We start from the raw sequence: 24,531 nt of genomic DNA, 5'->3' as shown, positions 1-24,531 counted from the left end.
GTCACTTGTACAGTATTAATTTTATCAAATTGGTGCATAGATGACCGCACTGTTGTTTTAAAAATCTCAAAAGGTGTTTTTTAAATTTACAAACAATCAAAAACATATATGGCACAAGCATTGCATAAGCACGTCTACACATTAAATTTTCTGGGGTAGGCTTCATGTTAGGTTTTAAAAAAACTATTTTACTAATCTCTCTTTCTGGATTTTTAACCGCTTGTAATGACTCAAATGAAAACAACTCAAGTGCCGAAGTTGTTCAACCTGTCCCGTTTAATCCTGTTGAAGCCACCATAGCCGATGTACATCAATCTATTCAAACTAAAGGTGCAACCTGCGTTCAAATTGTGCAAAGTTATTTGGATCGTATTGAAGCTTATGATAAACAAGGACCCACTTTAAACAGTGTCATTTCGGTTAACCCAACCGCACTCAAAGATGCCAAAGTACTAGATGACTACTATGCCAGCACCGGTCAACTCAAAGGTGATTTACACTGCGTGACCGTACTGCCTAAAGACAATATTGATGCGATTAACATGGCCAATACTGCTGGTTCTAAAGCCTTAATTGATAATTTTCCGCAAGACGATGCCTATATTATTAAAAATATTAAAGACCATGGTGGCATTATCTTAGGCAAGGCCAATTTAGATGAGTTTGCCTTTGGCTTCGGTGGGAGCTCAAGTCATAAAAATGGCGGTCAGACTAAAAATGTATACGACCTGACTAAAGGCCCAGGCGGTTCCTCAGCAGGTACAGGTGCTGCTATTAATGCAAGCTTAGCGCTGATTGGGATTGGCACAGACACAGGTGGCTCAATTCGTATCCCATCTGCTGTGCAAGGTCTTGTTGGTTTACGTCCTTCGTTACGCTTAGTAAGTCAAGATGGCATCATCCCGCTTGCACCAACACAAGATACAGCTGGCCCTATGTGCCGTAAAGCCGTGGACTGTGCCATTTTAATGGACAGCATGACAGGCTTCGATCATTCAACATCTTCAAATCAGCGTAGTGATTTTGACCGTTTAGCACCATTATTAAGCACTGAAAGTGAATATAAAACGCAATTCTCGGTACCAACTACATACGTTCCAAGTAGCGATAACACTTTAAAAGGTAAACGTATTGGTCTGGTTCGTGCCTTGTATGCACAGCCAAATAATACAGGTGCACTTACTGAAGACGGACAATTGATTAACAACGCAATGGATCAAGCAATTGCAAAATTAACTGCAGCAGGCGCCATTGTAGAGGAAGTAAATATTGATGATTTATCTACGATTCTTAGCACTTATTCAAGTTTGTCTTCTTATGAGTTTAAAACTTCACTCACTGAGTATTTAAAGTCGACACGCAGTATTTTTCAGTCTTATGCAGATCTTCAAAAAAGTGGCTTAATGATTGCAACATTTAATAACTATGATCGTGATGATAAAACACAATCCTTTATTGATGGTTATCACTTGAATACCGTGGTACGTGCCCCGCATGTCCGCGGTAGTCTAAACAAAGCATTAGATCATACGGATGCGACTGGACAACTTACAGGAACAAGTTATGATGCACTAGCCTACCCAACTATGCATGCTTTGGCTGCGAATCTAGGTCGTAGTCCATCGGCGGGCACCAACAATCGTCTGAGTCCATTTAGTGGTTTTCCAGCACTTTCAATGCCTGTGGCTCAAGTTACTTCGAGTACAAGCCAATATCCAATGAACGTCAATATTGAATTTTTAGCACGTGAGTTTGATGAACCAACGCTATTTAAAATTGCGACTGCATTTGAAAAAATTAACCCAGTACGCCAAACACCTGTGCATACGCCTGCTTTATAACTATTTGGCAGACTCATCTGCCTTATAAAAAGTACTCCATAAAAAGAAGGCCATGCCTTCTTTTTATTTTGTCTTATTTCTTGAGTTGTGCTCTAGGATGTGCCTGATCATACACTTGCGCCAAGTGATCAAAATCCACATGGGTATAAATTTGGGTTGTGGTTAAATTACTATGACCCAACATTTCTTGTACGGCGCGTAAATCTCGACTATTCGACAGCATGTGACTAGCAAAACAATGTCTTAATAAATGCGGATGTAAATCGACATTTACGCCTGCGCGTTGGGCTTGTAGCTTCACCCGATTTTCAATTTGGCGCGCTCCAAGTGGATTGCCCTTTTGAGTAATAAACACATGAGCTTCCGGCACAAAATCACCATGCCAAAACGGGTAAATTTGTAACCATTGCATGACAGCATCTTTAGCTTTCTGACCAAATGGCACCACACGTGTTTTATTTCCCTTACCCGTAATACGCAGTAATTGTCGATTAAAATCCACATCCTTAATTCTTAAGGATTGCACTTCTGCCAGTCGTAAACCACTAGAATATAAAAGCTCCAAAATGGCTTTATCTCTGAGCCACATCTGCTGCTGTGCCTCAGACTCTGGCGCGGGTTGATCTAAGATCTGATTGACTGTTTCTATGTCCACCAAGCCGGGCAATGGACGTGACTGACGCTTGAGCTGAAAATCATCTGCAGGGTTAAAAGCCATATATTGCCCTTGCTCTGCCCATTTCATAAATTGGCGAACAGCTGATAAGAGGCGTTGTAAGCTACTTGGACTCAATTGCTGGTGTTCAACCTTTGAACCCAAAAACTCACGTAAATCCGCAGTTTCAATATCATTCAAATTTAAATTTCGGATGCTACAAAACTCTAAAAAGTCGCTTACATCACGCTCATAGGCTTGCAAAGTATGTTCAGATTGATTCTGAATTTTACGTTCCTTTAGCCACATGCCTAGCAATACTTGTGGCTCAACTCCTTCTAGCACGCTTCAGCCTCCCATTCAGCTAAGTATTCAGCAATAAATTTAGCACTCTGATCTGGATACTTTTCTGCAAACAAATGATCTCCACCCAATACAATGCGCAATTTCGATTGCGGTAGAAGCGACTGTAAATACGAGCCCACAGTGATAGGACTGATTGGATCTTGCTCTCCCCATAACAACAAAACAGGCTGTGAGATGGTCTGCAACTGTAAGCTGTAGTCGAGTCTTGCCGTACAAAACCAATCTGGATAGTTTAAATACTGCTGCTGATAAGCACTACGCCAATCTTGTACCTGAAAAGGCTTTAAGTTAATACCGCCTGAGGTTGCCAACAAAACCAAACCTTTCACTAAATCTGGTTTTTGCAAAGTAGCCTGCACTGCAAAAATGCCACCCATGGACTGTGCAATAATGATGCATTCTTGCTGAATCTGCCCCAGCACATATTCAGTTAAACTTGCAAAATCATATACATCAGCATGCGCAGATACATGACCAAATGAAGGATATGCAATGACTTTTTGAGATTTAAAACGATCAGAGACACAACTGACAAGTCTTTGCTGCACAGGTTGCCAAAAAGACGTACTGCCCGATGCACCAGGTAAAAAAATCAGTTGCATAGTTTTAATTCATGAAAAATGTGTTATTAGCGACAGCATAGCGGATTTATCATCATAAAAAAGCACCTTCATTTGAAAGTGCTCTTTTGTTTCATGGGCATGTTTAGCTTGATGAGAAATTAAGATTGGAAGTAACGTAAATCTAAACGACCTTCGTAAACAGTAGCAGTTGGACCAGTCATCCAAACCACATCACCTTCTTTCCATTCAATTTGAAGCTTACCGCCTGCCAATTCAATTTCAACATTACTTGACAACAAGCCACGACGCATGCCCGATACAGCAGCCGCACAAGCACCCGTACCACACGCTAAGGTTTCACCTACACCACGTTCAAACACACGTAAGCGCGCATGCTTTTCATCAATGATTTGCATAAATCCAGCATTTACACGTTGTGGGAAACGCGCATGTGATTCAACTTGTGGGCCAATTCGTGGCACATCAGCTGTAATGACATCTGGAACAATCGTCACTGCATGCGGATTACCCATATTCACCACATCAATCGTCAACTTTTCATTGTTGGCTAAATCAATGTCGTATAGGTTTTCAGGCTCTTCTGCCAAAAATGGAATTTCTTGTGGCAAGAATTTTGGGTAGCCCATGTTTACACGAACCCAACCATTTTCACCTAATTCAGGCTCAACAATACCCGCCTTAGTTTGCACTTTAATTTTGGTTTTGGTCGTCAATTGACGTTCATGTACAAATCGCGCAAAGCAACGTACACCATTACCGCATTGCTCAACTTCTGAACCATCTGCATTAAAAATACGGTATTTAAAGTCTGCATTTGGCACATCAGGTGGCTCTACAATCAACAACTGATCAAAACCAATCCCAAAGTGACGATCCGCTAAACGCTGAATAGTTAGTGCATCAAGATACACACGCTGGCTGATTAGATCTAGGACCAGAAAGTCATTGCCCAAGCCATGCATTTTGGTAAATTCTACTAACATCTCGAATCACTCCTTAAGGCAAAAGACGCTCACGTTCCCATAACGATTCTATCGTTTCACGCTCACGAACCAAATGTGCTTGTTCACCATCTACTATCACTTCAGCGGCACGACCTCGGCTGTTGTAATTCGAACTCATTACAAAACCGTATGCACCCGCGCCCAACACCGCCAGTACATCATTTTCTTCAATGGCTAATTCGCGCTCTTTCCCTAAGAAATCGCCCGTTTCACAAATTGCACCCACCACATCCCAAGTTTTAGTTTCTGCTTGAGTATTTGGTGTAACTGTTTGAATGTCCATCCACGCTTCATATAATGCAGGGCGAATCAAGTCGTTCATCGCTGCATCAATAATGGCAAAGTTACGGTGATTGGTTGGTTTTAATAAATCAACTTTGGTTAATAACGCACCCGCATTTGCAGAGATGCTACGACCTGGCTCCATATATACTTTCATACCGAGCTTTTCTAAAGCTGGTTTCATGGCATTGGCATATTCTTCTACAGAAGGTGGAGTTTCATCTTTATAGGTCACACCTAAGCCACCGCCAATATCAATGTGTTTTAGTTGAATACCTAAAGTTTTCAAATGATCAATCATGACCATAACGCGATCTAAAGCATCAACAAATGGCTGTGTTTCAGTCAACTGTGAACCAATATGACAATCAATCCCCACAACATCCAAGTGAGATAATGACGCTGCATATTGATAGGTTTCATATACGCTGTCCGAAGGAATACCAAATTTATTTTCTTTTAAACCCGTAGAAATATATGGATGTGTTTTGGCATCTACATCTGGATTAACTCGCAATGAAATTGGCGCTTTTTTGCCAAGTTTAGCTGCAACCTTTTGAATACGATCCAGCTCTGCATAAGACTCGACATTAAAGCAAGCAATACCCACTTCAAGTGCTTTTTGAATATCCGCTTCAGTTTTACCTAAACCTGAAAACACGATTTTAGTAGCATCACCGCCTGCTTTGAGTACACGCGCTAACTCACCGCCTGTCACAATATCAAAACCAGCGCCAAGCTTGGCCAATACATTCAATACCGCAATATTGGAATTAGACTTCACCGCAAAACAAATTTGATGGTCGATAAAGCTAAATGCACGGTCCATATCTAAGTAATGCTTTTCAAAAGCTGCTTTAGAATAGACATATAGTGGTGTGCCGTATTGCACTGCGAGCGCTTGTAATGAACATTGCTCAGCATGCAAAACCCCATTGATGCGGGTGAAACTCATGAAAGTATCCTTGCTTAAATCAAATCAGATGTAGTTTTTGAAGCCCTAGCTTCAGTCTCTGCAGACTACTGAGCTGGTGCTTGTTGCTCATGCACTTCCTCAGCTTTTTTTTCTGTATTCTGATCTGAATACAGTAAATATTTTGCACGTTTGTCAGCGTTCGTATCGCCTGGCAAATGTAATGCGCCAGACTGGCCACAAGCAGTCAAAAGTAAACTGCCCAATAAAAGCATCACCATTTTGCAACTCATAACACGATTCATACGCGTACCTAAAAATATTTTTTCCGAGTATAACGTGATCAACACACGGATAAAAGAAAAGCCCACGATTTCTCAATGTGCTGATCCGCACTCTGTTTTAAAATTAGGCAACTTTTATTTTTATTTTGCAGTTACTCTTGTTTAATTTGACTGTGCCTATTCGGCCATACCTTTTCAATTAAAATTAAACTAAGCATTGCGGTCTCTTTAAACCCATGAAAATAGGCACGTTACACTGGCCATATCTCACTGTTTGAACGCGTAATATTCATGGTTTGCTCAATTTCAGGCATAAAAAAACTGCCCATATTGGACAGTTTTTTTAGCTTAGGAACTTATTGTTGCTTTTTCTTATAAAAACCAAAGTAACCAATCACCAAAATCACAAACCAGATTGGGCTGACCATTAAGGCTTTCATCGTATCTGCTTCTAAAGACAATACATAAATCATGCCAATAAAGAAGATGATCACGAACCAGCATGTATATAAACCACCCGGTAACTTAAAGGTTGATTTTGCATGAAGTTCTGGGCGCGTCTTGTAGTACACAATATAACTCCAGATAATCATGAGCCATACACAGATAAACAAGACAGTAGAAAGTGTAGTAGCCAAAGTAAAGGCTTCAACGGTATTCGGAACAAAGTACTGTAACGCAGCACCCAATAACAAACATACTGCCGAGAAATACAGTGCATTTGCAGGTACGGCACGCTTATTCAATTTACCAAAAGCCTTTGGCCCTTGCTCTTCACGAGACAAACCAAATAGCATACGCGAGGTAGAAAACACACCACTGTTCATTGATGACATCACCGATGACAACACCACCAAGTTCATAATAATAGCTGCAGCTGCAATCCCCGCTTGGCTAAATAAATTAACAAACGGCGAAATGCTCGGATCAATTTGATTCCATGGTGTTACAGACATCACGATGATCAATGCCAACACATAGAAAATGATGATACGGATTGGAATCGAGTTCACAGCTTTAGGTAAGTTATGCTCAGGATCTTTAGTTTCAGCAGCTGTTGTACCGACCAATTCAACCCCAACAAAGGCAAAGATCGCAATTTGGAAGCCTGCTAAGAAGCCTGTAACCCCTGTTGGAAATAAGCCACCATGTGACCACAAGTGGGTAAATGATGCAATTTCACCTGATGTTGAGGTAAAACCAGTAAAGATCATCCACAAACCAACACCAATAAGCACCACGATGGCTAAAATTTTGATCAGTGCAAACCAAAACTCTAACTCACCAAAGAGCTTAACAGTGACTAGGTTGAGTCCCATAATAAACACAATAGCAGCAATACTAATGAGCACCCCTTCTTCTGGCGAGAATGGGTTACCTCCATTAAAAAACTGTAAATAGTAAATAATGGCGGAAAGGTCTGCGATACCAATGGTAATCCAACACAACCAATAGGTCCAACCGACAAAATAACCCGCCCACGGGCCGATTAAATCTGTTGCAAAGTCAATAAATGACTTGTACTGCAAGTTAGATAGTAAAAGTTCACCCAACGCTCGCATGACCAAAAAGACCATGAAGCCAATGATCATATAGATGACCAGTATGGATGGCCCAGCCAAACTAATTGTTTTACCAGAGCCCATGAATAAGCCCGTACCAATCGCACCGCCAATTGCAATTAATTGAAGATGTCGGTTAGACAGACTACGTTGTAGATCGCCATTTTCAGCTGACGAACTATTATTTTGATGATTCATTCTTGATTCAATTCTGCTGTCCAATCCGCACAAATTAACTTAATTGATTCAAAAAATACAAAATTATTTTCGTTTGATCTATATTTTCGGATTAATTGCTGTATTTAATTTATTTTTCTTATATACAAAGTATAAATATTACACTAAATATAAGTAGTGCCATAAATACATGCATCAACATAAAAAATTGAAAACATGAGTAATAAAAAAAGCTCCTAGCATAAAAAAGGGATTAAACACTGGAAGTTTCGACTAACTGGCATAGCACTTGCTTGATGCAAGCGTAAATAACCTAGATGGGATGGATAAGAAAAATATGCAAAACTTACAAAATTTTATGGAGACCCTGAGTGGCTTAGTCTGGGGTCCTTATATGCTAGTACTGATTGTTGGTACAGGCGTATTCCTCACATTCCGCTTATTATTTTGGCAATTTCGTATGTTGCCATTGGCCTTTAAACAGGTCTTTGGTAAACACCCAAAAAAACATGAAGGCGATATTAGTCAATTTGCCTCACTCATGACTGCACTGTCTGCCACAATCGGTACAGGTAATATTGCAGGTGTTGCAACAGCCTGCGTACTCGGTGGCCCAGGTGCAGTGTTTTGGATGTGGATGACCGCACTGTTTGGTATGGCAACCAAGTACGGCGAAGGCGTATTGGCGGTTAAATTCCGTATTAAAAATGAAAAAGGCGAAATGTCTGGTGGCCCGATGTACTACATCGAGCGTGGACTAGGTGCAAAATGGAAATGGCTCGCTGTACTGTTTGCGCTATTTGGTACTTTGGCATCGTTTGGTATTGGCAGTTCAGTTCAATCCAATACTGTCGCTTTAGCTGTTGAAAATAGCTTAGGAATTAGTACGCTCACAACAGCTATTATCATTACCGCTTTTTCAGCCTTAGTTATTTTAGGTGGAATTAAATCCATCTCTAAAGCGTCTTCGGTGATTGTCCCAATTATGGCGGTTGGCTATGTATTGGGTGGCTTGGCAATTATTGTCAATAATCTTGAATTAGTTATCCCTGCACTCAAACTAATCTTTACTTATGCCTTTACAGGTGAAGCTGCTGCTGGTGGTGCCATTGGTGCCGCAATCCGCTACGGTGTTGCACGTGGTGTGTTCTCAAATGAAGCCGGTATGGGTTCTGCACCGATTGCTGCCGCAGCCGCACAGACTGACCATCCTGCACGTCAAGGTTTAGTCTCTATGACAGGTACATTCCTTGATACCATTATTGTGTGCTCAATTACTGGTATTGTTTTAGTTATGGGCTTTATTATGGCAGGCAATAGCTTCGGAGACCAAACTGGTGCGGTACTTACCATTAGTGTATTTGAGAAACTCCTGCCAGGTTTTGGTGGCTGGGTGGTGACCTTTGGTATTATTTTCTTCGCCTATTCAACTATTTTAGGTTGGAGCTATTATGGTGAAAAATGCTGTACTTATTTATTGGGTGATAAATCGATCTTAATCTATCGACTTATTTATATCGCCTCAGTGTTTGTAGGCTGTGTGGTGACACTGGATTTGGTTTGGTTATTTGCAGATACTTTTAACGGCCTCATGGCTGCACCAAACTGTCTCGCACTGTTACTCCTTTCGGGCATTATTGTTAAAGAATCTAAAGACTTTATTGCACGCCGTAAAACTGGTGAACTTTACTAAACAAAGTCTACCCAATAAAAAAGCCACACAGATGTGTGGCTTTTTTATTATATCCATGAGTATCTAAACAAATACGCAATGGAAAATCTTAACTTAAACGGCCGTGTGTCGTAGGATCTTCTTCGTCATCTTCGAATTGGTCTTCTAAATCATTTTGTTCTTGGCGATCAGCTTCAATTTCTAAAGCGACTTCAAGCGATAATACAAAAAAGAAGACATCTTCAATTTTCATATTACCTTCATCATCCTCAAGATGCTGTTGCACTAACTGATATTGTGGATCTTGCTCATCAAATGGCAACTCTAAATAAACATCTCCCAAATAGCCATCAATGATGCTCTCATCTTCTATCCCCATGCATGGCGTATAGGCAATACCATGTTCATCTAACCATGCCAAAACAGTATTACGTGCATTGTCCTCTAAATCTTTATCTTCAATATAATTTTCAAAATGTAAAAAAAGCACATCACGTTTTTTTTCACGCGCAATCGCATCGATATGGTGTATAAGCATTGGCATTGCAGTGATCCATTTTGAGTAATTTAAGCCTCTATTATAAAGCCTGAAACTACATTCAGGGGAACCACCTTGTATTTATGCGACACAGATTGACTTGAAACAACGGATTTTAATTCGAATCCATAGCGTTCCGACGTATACATGGTTATGCTCTTGCTCAATGACAACAGCTTTCAACTTAGGTTATGGCAAAAGCAAAAAGTGTTTATCGTTGTGAACAATGCGGTGCAGACCATCCCAAATGGTCAGGCCAATGTAGCGATTGTGGCGAATGGAATTGTCTAAATGAAGTCAGCATTGCACCAGCTGTCAGCCATCGTGCACAGCCTAAAATGGGCGGTGGTTATGCAGGCCAAGCGGCTAGCATTACCACACTGAATCAAATATCGGTTTCAAATGAAACGCGTTTGCAAACTGGTATTGGCGAATTTGACCGTGTATTAGGTGGTGGCCTCGTCACAGGTTCAGTGGTGCTTATTGGTGGTGACCCAGGTATTGGTAAATCCACCATTTTGCTACAAACAGCAACGCACATGGCTTCTGCCAACAGCCCAGCATTATATGTCACAGGTGAAGAATCACTTTCTCAAGTTGCGCTTCGCGCTAATCGACTTGATTTGCCTACGGACAAATTAAAGGTGATGGCCGAAACCTGTGTTGAACGTATTTGTGAAGTATTGGCACATGAGCGGCCTGCTGTAGCTATTTTAGATTCGATTCAAACTCTATATACCGAAACATTACAATCAGCTCCGGGTGGAGTTTCGCAAATACGTGAATCTGCTGCCCTACTCACACGTTTTGCCAAAAACAGTGGGACAGCTTTGTTTATTGTTGGCCATGTGACTAAAGAAGGTTCTTTAGCAGGACCACGTGTACTAGAACACATGGTGGACTGTGTACTTTATTTTGAAGGTCAGGCCGATTCTCGTTTCCGTATGATTCGCGCAGTGAAAAACCGTTTTGGTGCAGTCAATGAGTTGGGCGTGTTTGGCATGACAGACAAAGGCCTACGCGAAGTTTCAAATCCTTCTGCTATTTTTCTGAGTCGTTATGATGAAGCCATTCCGGGCTCTATCGTGATGATTAGTCGAGAAGGTACACGCCCACTTTTAGTTGAAGTGCAAGCCTTGGTAGATGATGCTCACGGTCAACCACGTCGCGTTGCTTTAGGCTTAGAACAAAACCGTTTAAATATGTTACTTGCAGTCATGCACCGTCATGGCGGGGTACAAACCTCAGGCCAAGATGTATATGTGAATATTGTCGGTGGCTTAAAAATTACCGAAACTGGTTCTGATTTTGCCGTACTTCTGGCTTGTGCTTCTAGTATTCGTGGTAAAGCACTGCCACAGCAACTTGCTGTATTTGGTGAAGTTGGTTTATCTGGCGAAATTCGCCCTGTGCCCAATGGCCAAGAGCGCTTAAAAGAAGCAATTAAACACGGCTTTAAGTACATTATCGTGCCTCGTGGTAATGCTCCACAAAAAGCAATTGAAGGTGTACAAATTATTTCTGTTGCCCGTTTACATGAAGCCTTAACAGAAGCCATGAACCTCAGTGAAGAGCTCAGCTAATCCAAGCTGAGTTTGGTTGTATATTTTTTCACTAAAAATACGATTTAGATATTGAAATTCGCAACAAATGACTGCATAAATAAGAAGAATCTATTTCTTTTCATTTCTTATAGGAAAACTCAATGGAAGTTCGACAGCGTGGTTTGATTGCAGGTCTTTTAACGGCTGCTTTACTTGTAGCGCCATTAACAGCTGAAGCGAAACGTGCCGGTGGTGGTAAAAGCCATGGTATGTCTCGTCAAGCGGCACCAACTCAGTCTTACCAACAGCCTCGTCAAGCTACTCCAGCTCAACAGCCTGTTGCTCCTGCAACTGCGCCTGCTAAATCTGGTCCAGGTGTTGGCGGTATGGTTGCTGCGGGTGTTGCTGGTGCCGCAATTGGTGCGGTAGCTGCCAATGCATTGGCAGATGACAAGAACACTCAAGCAACTTCAGAAGCACAGCAACAAGCTGTAGCCCCTGCTGAAGAAGAAAAAGGTGGTCTTCCAAGCTGGATTTGGATCTTGCTTGCTGCAGCTGTTGCCTTCTTCGTTTTCCGTAAGATGGGCGCAAAAAAAAAACTAGCAACTAACAACCCATACGCACCAAATAATGGTGGTGCTGGTAACTCAGCACCATTTGGTCAAGCACCTACTGCACCTCGTGGCGGTGATAGCACCAATATCTTTGGTCAATCTGTAGGTGGTTCTGCAACGTCTGCACCTGTAAGCAATGCACCATTTGCAGGTGGCGCATACACAAGTTCTGGTAGTCAGCTTCCTGATGGTACTGAACCAGCTGCATTCTTACGCATTGCGCGCCAACGCTTTAACCATATTCAGTCAATGAATACGGCCAGCAACATTTCAGAAATTCAGCGTTATTTAACTCCTGACCTTTACCAGTCTATGTATCAAGATATTATGGCTAACCAAGATCAAGACGTTGCTGAGTTTTCTAACTTAAATGCTATGGTTGCTGATTCTGCAACTGAAAATGGTCAATACGTAGTGAGCGTACGCTTTACAGGTACTGTAAGCGAAGACTTAAACAGCCTTCCACAGCCATTTGCTGAAGTTTGGCATTTTGTTAAACCTGCAGGCTCTACACAAGACTGGTTGGTTGCTGGCATTCAACAAGAAAGCTAAGCTTCACCGTTCAAAAAAGCGATCTTCGGATCGCTTTTTTTATATTGAATATTCGCTTTTATATGCTAATCACTTTACTCTAAGTATGTTTAATTTTGAGGTTGCCTTATGTCGCAGCGTATTACTCCCCCCATTGCTTTAATTAATCGTGCATCTGCTGGTAATGCAGAAGCTCAATTTGAGTTAGCTGAAGCATATATGCACAGTGAACATGAAGATGATATTGATCTGGCTGAAGAATGGGCACTCAAAGCTGCACAACTGGGCTTAACCGAAGCCATGTATTGGCTAGGCGAAGGCTACACAGTGTATGCCAAAGAATTACGCGAAGAAGACCCACAAGAGTCTAAAAAATATTTTGAATATGGCTTTAACTGGTTAACACAAGCCAGTAAAGATAAACATGCAGCTGCTATTTTTGAATTAGCTGGTTATTACCGCCGTGGTGATGCGACTGAAAAAGATGTCACTAAGTCGATTGAACTGGTTCAACAGGCTGCTAAATTAGGTGATATCCAAGCGATGCGCGATCTATCTTTTATCTATGCCAATGGCTTAGGTATTGATGCCAATGAAGAACAAGCTGATTTTTGGGATCTAAAAGCGCAGCAAGCTGAAAATAGCCCTACAGAATAGTAAGTTATAAAAATAGCCCATTTTAAATGGGCTATTTTTATCTTAAACAATATTAAGCGTCTACCACGATTGCTTGTCTAAAAATACCCTCTACAGCACGTTGCTGTTCAAAAACAGTTGCTGGCATTGCTTCAAAATGGTCAAAGAAACTGATCTCATCTTTATTGACATCATAAACCAATGAATGATTACCCTCACCTTCTAAAGTGTCGTAATACACAATCACATATTTCTTTTGTTCAAATGCTTGCTGAATTTGCGCATAGCTGAGCGCAGGCAAAATAGGTAACTGAATTTTTTTTGCCTCTGACAGTTCTAGTACATCTTGCTCACTTGGCTCTAAGTCTTCATCGGTATGAAATTGAACCTGATAACCAAATTTTTTTAAGCCTATGGCTAAGCCCAATGTACTTGTCCCGTAGTCTGCATCATAACCACAAACATTCACCAGCTGATCAATTTCAGCATCTAAACCTAAGTGTTGTAGCAACATCCATACAGCATAAATGCCGCCATTGGCTTCAAGATTGGCAAGTGCTTCAGGGATTTCCAGCGTCATAATCAAAATTCAAAAAATTATTTACTTTTGATGATAAACAAAAAATCAATAGGTGTGTGAATACTTAGTACCTATTGAATTTTCATCTAAGCTCAATGATACAAATTATAAAGTTTAGGCATTCTAAAAATGACTGATCAAGTAGCCATACTTAATCTCATCATTATATTGCCGAATAATCTCGTAGAAAAAAGCTAAATTATTCAATCTGAGCAAGTTTGGGTGGCAAGCTTTTGACCAGTTAAAAGTTCAGTGAGAAGAAAATAAATAATCTCAGCCTTTAAACCTTGGAACACTTTTCGAATCCAAGTACAATACTTCGCTAGTCGAGGGATGCTGCGACTTTTCTACAGGCACATAAATGTAGGATTGCCAGGCTCGACGATCGGCCGTTCTGCTCAGAACCGCCAACAACGGCATCCGCGAACTGAATGATCAATTATTTTTATTAAGGAGATCGTGATGAACGCGGTTAATGCTTCATTTACAGATTACAAAGTTGCCGACATTTCTCTAGCGGACTACGGCCGTAAAGAAATCAAACTTGCAGAAGCAGAAATGCCAGCCCTAATGGGTCTTCGCAAACGCTATGCAGCAGCAAAACCACTTGCTGGCGCTAAAATCCTGGGTTGTATCCACATGACAATCCAAACTGCTGTTTTAATTGAAACTTTAGTTGAATTAGGCGCAGAAGTTCGTTGGACATCTTGTAACATCTTCTCTACTCAAGACCATGCTGCTGCTGCAATTGCTGCTGCGGGTGTACCTGTATTCGCTTGGAAAGGCGAAACAGAAGAAGAATACGTTTGGTGCTTAGAACAGCAAATTAACGTAAATGGTACGCCTTGGGATGCCAACATGATTCTGGACGATGGCGGTGACTTAACTGCACTTGTTCATGAAAAATATCCAGAAGTGATTGCTAAAATCCACGGTATTACTGAAGAAACCACTACAGGTGTTCAACGTCTTTACGAAATGCACCGCGATGGCACTTTAAAAGTTCCAGCGATTAACGTAAATGACTCTGTAACTAAATCTAAAAACGACAACAAATACGGTTGCCGTCACTCACTAAATGATGCAATCAAACGTGGTACAGATATGCTTTTATCTGGCCGTCGTGCACTTGTGATTGGTTATGGTGACGTAGGTAAAGGTTCTGCTCAATCACTTCGCCAAGAAGGCATGATTGTACGTGTAACTGAAGTTGACCCAATCTGTGCAATGCAAGCATGCATGGACGGTTACGAAGTTGTCGCTCCATACAAAAACGGTATCCAAACTGGTAAGAAAGAAGACATCAACCTTGACCTTCTTCAGAACACGGACTTGATCGTAACTACAACTGGTAACTACCACGTATGTGACGCAGCGATGCTTGATTCATTAAAAGCGGGTGCTGTGGTTTGTAACATCGGTCACTTTGACACTGAAATCGACACAAACTACTTACGTAGTTACAAGTGGGTTGAAGTAAAGCCACAAGTTCACCAAGTGTATCGTACAGAAAATGAAAACGATTACCTCATCCTTCTTTCAGAAGGTCGTTTGGTTAACCTTGGTAATGCAACTGGTCACCCTTCACGTATTATGGATGGTTCATTTGCAAACCAAGTATTGGGTCAAATGCACTTGTTTGCTGAAAAATTTGCTGATCTTCCTGAAGATCAAAAACAAGCAGCAATTCGCGTAGAACTTATTCCTAAGAAATTAGACGAAGAAGTTGCAGCTGCAATGGTTGCTGGTTTTGGTGGTGTTTTAACTACTTTAACTCAGGCACAAGCTGATTACCTTGGTGTTCAAGTTGAAGGCCCATTCAAAGCTGAAGCTTATAAGTATTAATTTTTATATTTCCCCTCATCCTAGCCTTCTCCCAAAGGGAGAAGGGACTTTTCATTATTAATTAAATTTATAGTGATAGTTCCCTCTCCTCTTAGGAGAGGGTTAGGGAGAGGTCTAAATAAAAAGTATTTATAACAAGGATTCGAAATGAGCAAAAATCTACCCATTTCTTTTGAGTTCTTTCCTACCAAAACTGATGCTGGTGCGGAAAAACTTAAAGTAGTACACCAAGAACTCCAATTACTTAATCCTGAATTTTTCTCTGTAACCTACGGTGCAGGCGGTTCAACCCGTGAACGTACTTTGTCTACATTGAACGATTTTAATGGTAAAGGCACACCTGTTGCTCCTCACCTGTCTTGTATTGGTGACAGCAAAGCACGTATTGCAGAATTGCTCGATTTGTATAAATCACAAGGCATTGACCGTATTGTTGCACTACGTGGTGACTTACCTTCAGGTCAAGTGGGCTTAGGCGAATTGCCATACGCAACAGACCTTGTGCGCTTTATCCGTGAACACTCAGGTGATCACTTCAAAATTGAAGTTGCAGCTTATCCTGAAATGCACCCACAAGCAGACAGCTTTGATCTAGACATCAAACGTTTCTGTGACAAAGCCAACGCGGGTGCGAATGCCGCACTCACACAGTTCTTCTTTAATCCAGATGCCTACTTCTACTTTGTAGAACGCATTCAAAAAGAAGGTGTGAATATTCCAGTCGCTCCAGGCATTATGCCAATTACCAATGCAAGCAATTTAATTCGCTTTGCTGATGGTACAGGTGCAGAAATTCCGCGCTGGATTCGTAAGCAATTGGCCACCTATGGTGATGATACCGCTTCAATCAAAGCCTTTGGCCATGAAGTGATTGTTAAGCTTTGCGAACGCCTGATTGCTGGTGGTGCGCCGAGCCTACATTTCTATACTATGAATACCACCGATCCAACCCGTCAGCTTGTGAAAGATCTCGGTCTCGCTTAAGCACTTTAGACTTCTGAAACTTACAATATTCTGTTTCTTGAGGGAAATATGAAGAAACTGTAAATCAGAAGTCTTTTTATTTCACCTTTTGAGAGTACAACGGAATGCCCCGTTTTTTTATTGAAGCTGACTTAGTAGTAGACACAACCGTTGAACTGACTGAAACAGTATTTCATCACTGGGTTAAAGTCCTACGCGCCCAAACAGGTGAAAGTGCAACACTATTTAATGGACAAGGTGGCGAATACGAAGTGACTTTAGTGGATGTCGCTAAAAAATCCGCGTCTGTTGCCGTAAATGTATTTAATCCCACCAACCGCACACCAGCTTTTAGTGCTTTGCTTGGCCAAGTCATGAGCAAAGGCGACCGCATGGATTATGCTATTCAAAAAGCGGTGGAATTGGGTGTATCTGAAATTCAGCTCCTCACTTCTGAACGTTGTGAAATGCGTTTGAAGTATGATCGTGACCAAAAAAAATTAGATCACTGGCAAGGTATTGCGATTGCAGCCTGCGAACAGTGCGGTTTAAACGTGGTTCCAAAAATCCTTGCACCCATTAGTTTAGACAAATGGCTTGCATCTAATTTACCTCAGACTAAACTCGTCCTTGCTCCTAACAAGGACCAAACAGACGTCTTAGCCAATGCAACGCCAAATATTGCGTTACTGATTGGCCCAGAAGGTGGTTTAAGCGAAGCTGAAATTGACAGTGCAAATCAAGCAGGTTTTACCAATTGGTGTATTGGTGAACGTGTTTTACGCACCGAAACAGCGCCAGTGGTTGCTCTTTCTATACTCAATTATCGAATGACCAACAATTTCATCTGATTTTTTATACTTGTGTATACAATTTGATTGATTTATGTGCTTTTGCCAATTACCCTTATTTAGATAAAATGTATGGCCTTGAAAGGATTTCGAGCTGTTTACAGCTAGGCCAATAAAAATTGACTTAATTATTACATTGAAATAAGGCATTGATATTCATGATAGAAGATCAATATGAATATATACAGCAGCATAATCATGCCGCCCAAATTGCAAATACAATTCGTTTAAGCCGTTACTTTTTAATTAGTATTTTAATTGTTTGCCTGTATATTTTCTGTATTTATCACTTTTATAGTTCAATTTCTGCGCCTTATTTTTACACTTGGTTTTTTTCGACAGAAATCATTGTGTGCATGTTTTGGTTAGTGAGCACAGTTCATTTCAAACCCGGTTTATATAATTTAAGTCATGCCCATCGTTGGCTACAGATACAGTGTTTTACAGTAGGTTGCTTGGTTGCTACTGGTATTTATATACTTTATAACTACTTACCCACGATCAACCCAAATTTTGAAGAAATTCATGCGCTAACACTTTCAGCCTTATTGTTAATCGTGACACAAAGTTTTAGCCTGACCTATTTAACCCAAAAATTAAATTATTTTTGCTTAACCTTTTTACCTTCAATTATCCCTTTTTTATTTTCACAATACTTTATTCAACACGACACCAATCCCCTATTTAGTCTTGCTCTGAATTTTGCACTCATTGTGATTTTATTGTGTGCGACAACTTCCTATCGAATTAACCTGCGCCTAAGCACCACATACGCACGCAATCAGTTGTTAATGAAAGATGCCTCTCAGCAAGTGTCGTGGACAGATGACTTATGTAAACAACTACAAAAAGAAATTAATCACTCGAAAGATATCGAATTACAGCTACAGCTGAACAATCAATTGCTCGAACAAAAAGTACGTGAACGTACTTACGATATTGAGCAAATGAACAAAGATTTAGAAAACCAACAAGAAAACCTAATTTTAGCACATGAAATTGCAGGTCTTCGACCTTGGGATTGGAACATAAGAGATCGAAAAATTCGAATCACCAATCACCTCTATGAAAAACAAACACGAGATTCAAAACAACACCTCGAACAACTACAGCATCAGATTCATCCTGATGATGCCGAACAACTTAAACAGACCATGAAAACGCACTTACGTGGTGAAAGTGAACGTTATGAGGCCAGTTACCGAATTCAAAATTCAGATGGCAAGTGGAATTGGGTACATGATATTGGTCGTGTGGTCGAGCGTGATCCAAACACGCAAAAAGCTGTGCGCATGGTGGGCATCCGTCGTGATATTCAAAAAGAAAAAATGTCACAAGAACGAATTAAGCTGGCAACGAGTGTATTACAGCAAGCAGCTGAAGGTATTTTTATACTCGACGAAGAACTCTGTTATATCGACGTCAATCCGTATTATGAAAAATTAACAGGATTTTTCAGCAATCAAATTTTGGGTAAACACCTATTTGACATTACCGCGAACTATAAGTCAGAACAACGTAGTGCACACTACAGTGTAATTAAGCAACTCATGAATATGCATGAGTTTGATGGCGAATTAAATGAAAAATTCCTCTCTGGCAAAGAACTCACCTTATGGATGCATATTAATGCCATCATGGATGAAGAAAATAAAGTAACGCACTATATTGGCATCGTATCTGACTTAACTGAACGCAAACTACAGGAACAGCGTTTATCGTATTTAGAAAATTATGACACGCTGACAGATTTGCCAAATCGTTTTTACTATAACTATCAATTACACAAACTTTTAGTGACACAGCGTGATTCACAATTTGCCATAATTCGCCTAAACATCGATCGCTTTCGACCACTGAATGAATATTTAAATCATAATGGTGGAGATGAATTACTGCGCCAAGTTGCTCAGCGTTTGCGTTTGACCAATCCTGAAGCGCTATTTATGGCGCATTTAAATGGTGATGACTTTGCTATTGTGTATGAAGTGTCTCACTTACGCCCTTCGGTGAATGATCAATGTGCGCGCATCAACAAAGCATTTAGTTTACCTTTTAATATTGCCAGACAAGACCACTTAATCACCATTTCTATGGGTGTGGCTTTCTACCCAGAACATGGTCGCCAATTGGACTATTTAAACAATTGTGCCGAACAGGCACTGACCGAAGCCAAAACGCTTGGTGGCAATACCATTCGATATTATTCAAAAGAAAATACCGCACTATTAGAACAAGGAATATTCCTAGAACGTGACTTACGTAAAGCCATTCAAAACAACGAATTAATGGTTTATTACCAGCCTAAAATCAATTTTAGAGATAACAATGTCTGTGGTTTTGAAGCATTAGTACGTTGGAATCATGCTGAAAAAGGAATCATTCCACCCAATATGTTTATTCCCCTTGCAGAACAAACTAGCCTAATCTCAGACATTGGTCGTATCGTAATACAGCAAACTGCCAAGCAAATACGCCAATGGAAAGACATGGGCTTTAATAACATTTGCGTCTCAGTCAATATTGTTGCACAGCAACTGCGACGCGGACAATTGCTCGAAGTTTTAGATGAAGCTATGAGCCTAAATCAAATTGAAGGCCGAGATTTAGAACTTGAAATTACCGAATCTTCGCTATTAGAAAATTCTGAAGATGTTAAAAATCAATTGAATGAAATCAAACGCCGAAATATTAATATTTCACTCGATGATTTTGGCACTGGCTATTCCTCACTCGCTTATCTTGCTGATTTTCCAATTGATATCTTAAAAATTGACCGAAGTTTTGTGTCTCAAATTGGTCAAAACAAGCAAGCGGCAATTGTCAGTGCCATGATTGCAATGGGCAAAGCCATGGGCATGACTGTGGTTGCTGAAGGCATTGAAACAGAACAACAACTCAAGTACTTACAGGATCTGGATTGTGATATTGCACAAGGTTACTTATTTTCTAAGCCACTACCCGAACAACAGGCAACAGAATATTTAGAACAAAATACCTGTGCCCCACTTATAGCTACTTAATATAAGATAATAAAAATGTGACAGTCCAGGGTTCAAAAAATGGCACTCTGAGTCTGTCCCAACTGTCTAACAAGTGATATATTCAGTTGATTAATAGCTATTAAACTCCCGTTTTCTGGGCAACTTAAAACAATCGAGATACAGATGGACGATCAATCTTTAAAACAGCAGGCATTGTATTATCATGAGTTTCCAACGCCAGGTAAAATTAGCGTAACACCAAGCAAACAGCTTATTAACCAACATGATTTAGCGCTTGCTTACTCTCCAGGTGTCGCTGCACCATGTTTAGAAATTGAAAAAGACCCATCTAAAGCTGCACTGTATACTGCACGTGGTAACTTGGTTGCCGTAGTAACAAATGGTACTGCCGTTCTTGGCTTAGGTAATATTGGTCCTTTAGCATCTAAACCAGTCATGGAAGGTAAAGGCGTATTATTCAAAAAATTCGCTGGTGTTGATGTTTTCGACATTGAAATTGCTGAAAATGATCCAGATAAAATTGTCGATATCGTGGCAGCATTAGAACCAACTTTTGGTGGTATTAACCTTGAAGACATCAAGGCGCCAGAATGTTTCTACATCGAGCAAAAATTGCGTGAACGCATGAACATTCCTGTGTTCCATGACGATCAACACGGCACATCAATTATTGTGGGTTCTGCATTACTGAATGCATTGCAAATCAACGGCAAAAAAATTGAAGACCTTAAAATTGTGGCTTCTGGTGCTGGTGCCGCGGCCCTTTCTTGCTTGAACTTGCTTTGTGCTTTAGGTGCTAAAAAAGAAAATATCATTGTTGCTGACTCACGTGGTTTGTTAACTACGCAACGTCAAGGCCTTGATGAGTCTAAAAAAGCGTATGTACAAGACATCGAAGGCTCTCAGCTTGATGATGTCATGGAAGGCGCTGACATGTTCTTAGGTCTGTCTGCTGCAGGCATTCTTACTCAAGACATGGTCAAGAAGATGGCGAAAGATCCTATCATCTTCGCACTTGCAAACCCAGATCCAGAAATTTTACCTGAACTTGCACACGAAGCACGTCCAGATGTGATTATGGCAACTGGCCGTTCGGACTACCCAAACCAAGTTAACAACGCACTGTGCTTCCCTTATATTTTCCGCGGCGCATTGGATGTTGGTGCAACCACCATTAACGAAGAAATGAAAATTGCATGTGTACACGCGATTGCGCGTATGGCACATGTAGAAGCTGATGCAGCCTCTTATGGTGAAAAATCAGCGTCATTTGGTCGTGATTACTTAATTCCGCGTCCACTTGATCAGCGTTTGATTTTGGAAATTGCGCCTGCAATTGCACAAGCTGCGATGGATTCTGGTGTTGCCACTCGTCCAATTCAAGACTTTGCTCACTACCGTCAACGCCTGTCTGAGTTTGTTTATAACTCAGCATTTATGATGAAACCAATTTTTGCACAAGCAAAAACAGATCCTAAACGTATTGCATACGCTGAAGGTGAAGACCTACGTGTACTTCGTGCAGTTCAAATTGCCGTAGACGAAGGTATGGCTAAACCAATCTTGGTAGGTCGCCCTGCAGTAATTGAAGCAAACATTAAAAAGCTTGGCTTGCGTCTTGAAAATGGTTTCAACATTGAAATCGTAGATCAAGAGAAAAACCCGTACTATGAACAATTTGCGGATGACTATTACGAGCTTATGGCACGTAAAGGTGTAACACCTGAATATGCACAACGTGAGTCTCGTCGTCGTTCTACTTTAATTGCTGCGATGCTTGTTCGTCACGGTTTTGCTGATGGTATGCTTTGTGGTACTTATTCAAGCTATGACATCCACCTGGACTTTGTAAAAAATGTCATTGGTTTAAAAGAAGGTCGTAGCACATTCTTTACCCTCAATGCATTGATGCTTGAAGACCGTAACCTGTTTATTGCAGACACGTACATCAACCGTAACCCTACGGCTGAACAACTGGCTGAAATGACTATTTTAGCTGCAGAAGAAGTACGTCGTTTTGGCACTACACCGCGCGTTGCTTTACTTTCGCACTCAAGCTTTGGTTCAGATCAAAATGATCCAAGTGCACAAAAAATGCGTAAAGTATTCGACATTTTAAGTGAAATTGCACCGGATCTAGAAGTTGAAGGCGAAATGCATGCCGATGCGGCATTAGACGAAAATATTCGTCATTTTGCATTCCCTCAATCACGCTTCAAAGGTTCTGCAAACTTACTCATTATGCCGAACCTAGATGCAGCCAACATTTCATTTAACTTGTTGAAATCAACATCAGGTAACAATGTCACTATTGGCCCAATCTTGCTTGGTGCAGCGAAGCCAGTTCATATCTTAACACCAACAGCGACAACACGCCGTTTAGTGAATATGACTGCACTTACTGTTGCTGAGATTCAAGAAAACGAAAAAAACGCACTGTGATTTAGTTCACTGAATCCACAGTTCTGACTTGAGAAAACCTCTATTCTGTAGCATGATGGCTGCAAGAATAGAGGTTTTTTCATGCATGTTTATTTAGTAGGCGGTGCAGTTCGAGATCAATTGCTTGGACACCCCTATCACGAAAAAGATTATGTTGTCGTCGGCGCGACGCCAGAACACATGCTTGCTCAAGGCTATCAGCCCGTGGGTAAAGATTTCCCCGTTTTCCTTCATCCAGAGACCAAAGATGAGTATGCCTTGGCGCGTACAGAACGTAAATCTGGCCACGGTTACCACGGCTTCGAGTTTTATACCGATGTGAGCGTAACATTAGAGCAGGATTTAATTCGTCGCGATTTGACCATTAATGCAATGGCAATGGACCAAAATGGAACGCTCTATGATCCATACGGCGGTCAGCGTGATTTAGAATCACGCTTACTGCGCCATGTGTCCAATGCATTTGCTGAAGATCCACTGCGTGTACTTCGTATTGCGCGTTTTGCTGCCCGATATAAAACCTTAGGTTTTAAAGTGGCAGATGAGACACTGCAACTCATGAAACAACTCGCAGAGTCTGGTGAGCTTCAAGCGCTAACGCCTGAACGTGTATGGAAAGAAACCTCACGCGCATTAATGGAACCACATGCGGACGAATACTTTGAAGTCCTTCGTGCTTGTGGTGCTTTAAAAGTTTTGTTCCCAGAAATTGATGCGCTCTACGGCATTCCGCAGCGTCCTGAATATCATCCAGAGATTGACTGTGGTATTCATACCATGATGTCACTGCAACAGGCCTGCAAAGCCAATTATTCTTTAGATGTTCGTTTTGCTGTCCTTATACATGATTTAGGCAAAGCCCTTACACCACAAGAGGAATGGCCCCGCCATATCATGCATGAACAGCGTGGTATTCAGCCCGTTACTGAAGTATGTGATCGCTTGCGTGTGCCAACCAATACCAAGCAACTGGCGATTGTGGTATGCAAAGAGCATTTAAAATGCCATCAAGCGCTGACTTTAAAACCAGGTACGCTATGGCGCTTACTGCAACGCTTAGATGTACTACGTCGCCCTGAACGTGTTGAGGCGTTTATACAGGCTTGTGAGTGTGATTCGCGAGGTCGCTTAGGCTTAGAAAACCGCGACTATCCTCAATCACGCTATGTTTTGGAGGCCATGGAACTTGTCCGTAGCATCAAAGCTCAAGATTTACCACCAGAGGTGAAAGGCCCAGATATTGGGGAAATGCTGATTGAACGCCGAATTAAAGCGCTCGGTGAGCTCAAAAGTAAACACCATGCAGAAATTTAAATAAAAAGCACCTTCGGGTGCTTTTTACATGCCTCATATTCAAAGTAGTCAATGCTTTTTAGCCACTACAATGATTGCCGTCTATTCAGATGAGAGTCATCAGCTAGAATAGCTTTTTAATCATAAGACCATTTTGGACGTTTAAAGCAGATGAGCAAGGCATAAAGCCAATACATGGTCGATAAAAATAAATACAAAAACCTTGACCCAACTTAATATTTTAAAGTGTTGATAATGCGCTTTAAATGCAATTACTTCACCTTCATGCGTGACAATATTAAAAATCAAATTCACCTGTTTTTGAGCAAAATTATAGTCTACGGTATGG

The 24,531-nt window shown here is 41.0% G+C and carries 19 protein-coding genes; 11 read left to right on the top strand and 8 right to left on the bottom strand.

The window, feature by feature from the left end; translation table 11 throughout:
* Positions 1–164 precede the first annotated feature (164 nt).
* Entirely contained in the window at positions 165–1,841 is a 1,677-nt protein-coding gene (locus D9K81_RS02930; RefSeq protein ID WP_120374471.1) for an amidase, read from the top strand.
* Positions 1,842–1,914: 73 nt separating this feature from the next.
* On the opposite strand, the gene xerA is transcribed toward D9K81_RS02930, so the two are convergent.
* The 6 genes from xerA to D9K81_RS02900 form a co-directional block, all read right to left on the bottom strand.
* Positions 1,915–2,805 carry a site-specific tyrosine recombinase/integron integrase gene (xerA, locus tag D9K81_RS02925; RefSeq protein ID WP_120374575.1) on the bottom strand — a complete coding sequence of 297 codons (891 nt, stop codon included), beginning with the start codon at positions 2,803–2,805 and terminating at the stop codon, positions 1,915–1,917.
* A 29-nt stretch (positions 2,806–2,834) separates the two neighbouring features.
* Positions 2,835–3,464: an alpha/beta fold hydrolase gene (locus D9K81_RS02920; protein ID WP_120374470.1), complete on the bottom strand. Its 630-nt coding sequence runs from the start codon at positions 3,462–3,464 to the stop codon at positions 2,835–2,837.
* 119 nt (positions 3,465–3,583) lie between these two features.
* Entirely contained in the window at positions 3,584–4,429 is an 846-nt protein-coding gene (gene dapF / locus D9K81_RS02915; protein WP_120374469.1) for a diaminopimelate epimerase, read from the bottom strand.
* A 13-nt stretch (positions 4,430–4,442) separates the two neighbouring features.
* Positions 4,443–5,687: a diaminopimelate decarboxylase gene (lysA, locus tag D9K81_RS02910; protein WP_120374468.1), complete on the bottom strand. Its 1,245-nt coding sequence runs from the start codon at positions 5,685–5,687 to the stop codon at positions 4,443–4,445.
* 65 nt (positions 5,688–5,752) lie between these two features.
* On the bottom strand, positions 5,753–5,938 hold the full coding sequence (lptM, locus tag D9K81_RS02905) for an LPS translocon maturation chaperone LptM (RefSeq protein WP_171406863.1): 186 nt from the start codon (positions 5,936–5,938) through the stop codon (positions 5,753–5,755).
* Positions 5,939–6,285: 347 nt separating this feature from the next.
* Positions 6,286–7,689 (bottom strand): amino acid permease, encoded by a 1,404-nt coding sequence (locus tag D9K81_RS02900; RefSeq protein ID WP_120374466.1) that lies wholly within the window; start codon positions 7,687–7,689, stop codon positions 6,286–6,288.
* A 316-nt stretch (positions 7,690–8,005) separates the two neighbouring features.
* Between D9K81_RS02900 and D9K81_RS02895 the strand changes: the two genes are divergently transcribed.
* Positions 8,006–9,361, top strand: coding sequence for an alanine/glycine:cation symporter family protein (locus D9K81_RS02895; protein WP_120374465.1), 1,356 nt, complete (start codon positions 8,006–8,008; stop codon positions 9,359–9,361).
* Positions 9,362–9,449: 88 nt separating this feature from the next.
* Here D9K81_RS02895 and D9K81_RS02890 read toward each other — a convergent pair whose 3' ends face one another.
* On the bottom strand, positions 9,450–9,884 hold the full coding sequence (locus D9K81_RS02890; RefSeq protein ID WP_120374464.1) for a hypothetical protein: 435 nt from the start codon (positions 9,882–9,884) through the stop codon (positions 9,450–9,452).
* Between the two features lie 185 nt (positions 9,885–10,069).
* Between D9K81_RS02890 and radA the strand changes: the two genes are divergently transcribed.
* The 3 genes from radA (at position 10,070) to D9K81_RS02875 (ending at position 13,224) form a co-directional block, all read left to right on the top strand.
* Positions 10,070–11,461 carry a DNA repair protein RadA gene (gene radA / locus D9K81_RS02885; RefSeq protein WP_120374463.1) on the top strand — a complete coding sequence of 464 codons (1,392 nt, stop codon included), beginning with the start codon at positions 10,070–10,072 and terminating at the stop codon, positions 11,459–11,461.
* A 122-nt stretch (positions 11,462–11,583) separates the two neighbouring features.
* On the top strand, positions 11,584–12,588 hold the full coding sequence (locus D9K81_RS02880; RefSeq protein ID WP_120374462.1) for a Tim44 domain-containing protein: 1,005 nt from the start codon (positions 11,584–11,586) through the stop codon (positions 12,586–12,588).
* Between the two features lie 108 nt (positions 12,589–12,696).
* On the top strand, positions 12,697–13,224 hold the full coding sequence (locus tag D9K81_RS02875; protein WP_120374461.1) for a tetratricopeptide repeat protein: 528 nt from the start codon (positions 12,697–12,699) through the stop codon (positions 13,222–13,224).
* A gap of 52 nt (positions 13,225–13,276) precedes the next feature.
* On the opposite strand, the gene D9K81_RS02870 is transcribed toward D9K81_RS02875, so the two are convergent.
* Positions 13,277–13,783 carry a cysteine peptidase family C39 domain-containing protein gene (locus D9K81_RS02870; RefSeq protein WP_120374460.1) on the bottom strand — a complete coding sequence of 169 codons (507 nt, stop codon included), beginning with the start codon at positions 13,781–13,783 and terminating at the stop codon, positions 13,277–13,279.
* 462 nt (positions 13,784–14,245) lie between these two features.
* On the opposite strand from D9K81_RS02870, the gene ahcY reads away from it, so the two are divergent.
* The 6 genes from ahcY (at position 14,246) to D9K81_RS02840 (ending at position 24,203) form a co-directional block, all read left to right on the top strand.
* Positions 14,246–15,628 (top strand): adenosylhomocysteinase, encoded by a 1,383-nt coding sequence (gene ahcY, locus D9K81_RS02865; RefSeq protein ID WP_120374459.1) that lies wholly within the window; start codon positions 14,246–14,248, stop codon positions 15,626–15,628.
* 147 nt (positions 15,629–15,775) lie between these two features.
* Positions 15,776–16,612: a methylenetetrahydrofolate reductase [NAD(P)H] gene (gene metF, locus D9K81_RS02860; protein ID WP_120374458.1), complete on the top strand. Its 837-nt coding sequence runs from the start codon at positions 15,776–15,778 to the stop codon at positions 16,610–16,612.
* A 104-nt stretch (positions 16,613–16,716) separates the two neighbouring features.
* On the top strand, positions 16,717–17,442 hold the full coding sequence (locus tag D9K81_RS02855; RefSeq protein WP_120374457.1) for a 16S rRNA (uracil(1498)-N(3))-methyltransferase: 726 nt from the start codon (positions 16,717–16,719) through the stop codon (positions 17,440–17,442).
* Between the two features lie 158 nt (positions 17,443–17,600).
* Positions 17,601–20,465: an EAL domain-containing protein gene (locus D9K81_RS02850; RefSeq protein ID WP_120374456.1), complete on the top strand. Its 2,865-nt coding sequence runs from the start codon at positions 17,601–17,603 to the stop codon at positions 20,463–20,465.
* A gap of 144 nt (positions 20,466–20,609) precedes the next feature.
* Positions 20,610–22,889 carry an NADP-dependent malic enzyme gene (locus D9K81_RS02845; RefSeq protein ID WP_120374455.1) on the top strand — a complete coding sequence of 760 codons (2,280 nt, stop codon included), beginning with the start codon at positions 20,610–20,612 and terminating at the stop codon, positions 22,887–22,889.
* Between the two features lie 81 nt (positions 22,890–22,970).
* Complete coding sequence (locus D9K81_RS02840; RefSeq protein WP_120374454.1) at positions 22,971–24,203, top strand: multifunctional CCA addition/repair protein; 1,233 nt, start codon at positions 22,971–22,973, stop codon at positions 24,201–24,203.
* The last annotated feature ends 328 nt before the right edge of the window (positions 24,204–24,531 follow it).

Source organism: Acinetobacter chengduensis, assembly GCF_003664645.1.
Taxonomy (GTDB): Bacteria; Pseudomonadota; Gammaproteobacteria; order Pseudomonadales; family Moraxellaceae; genus Acinetobacter; species Acinetobacter chengduensis.
Note: the sequence above shows the minus strand (reverse complement) of the source record. Positions and strands in the feature narration are given on the sequence as shown.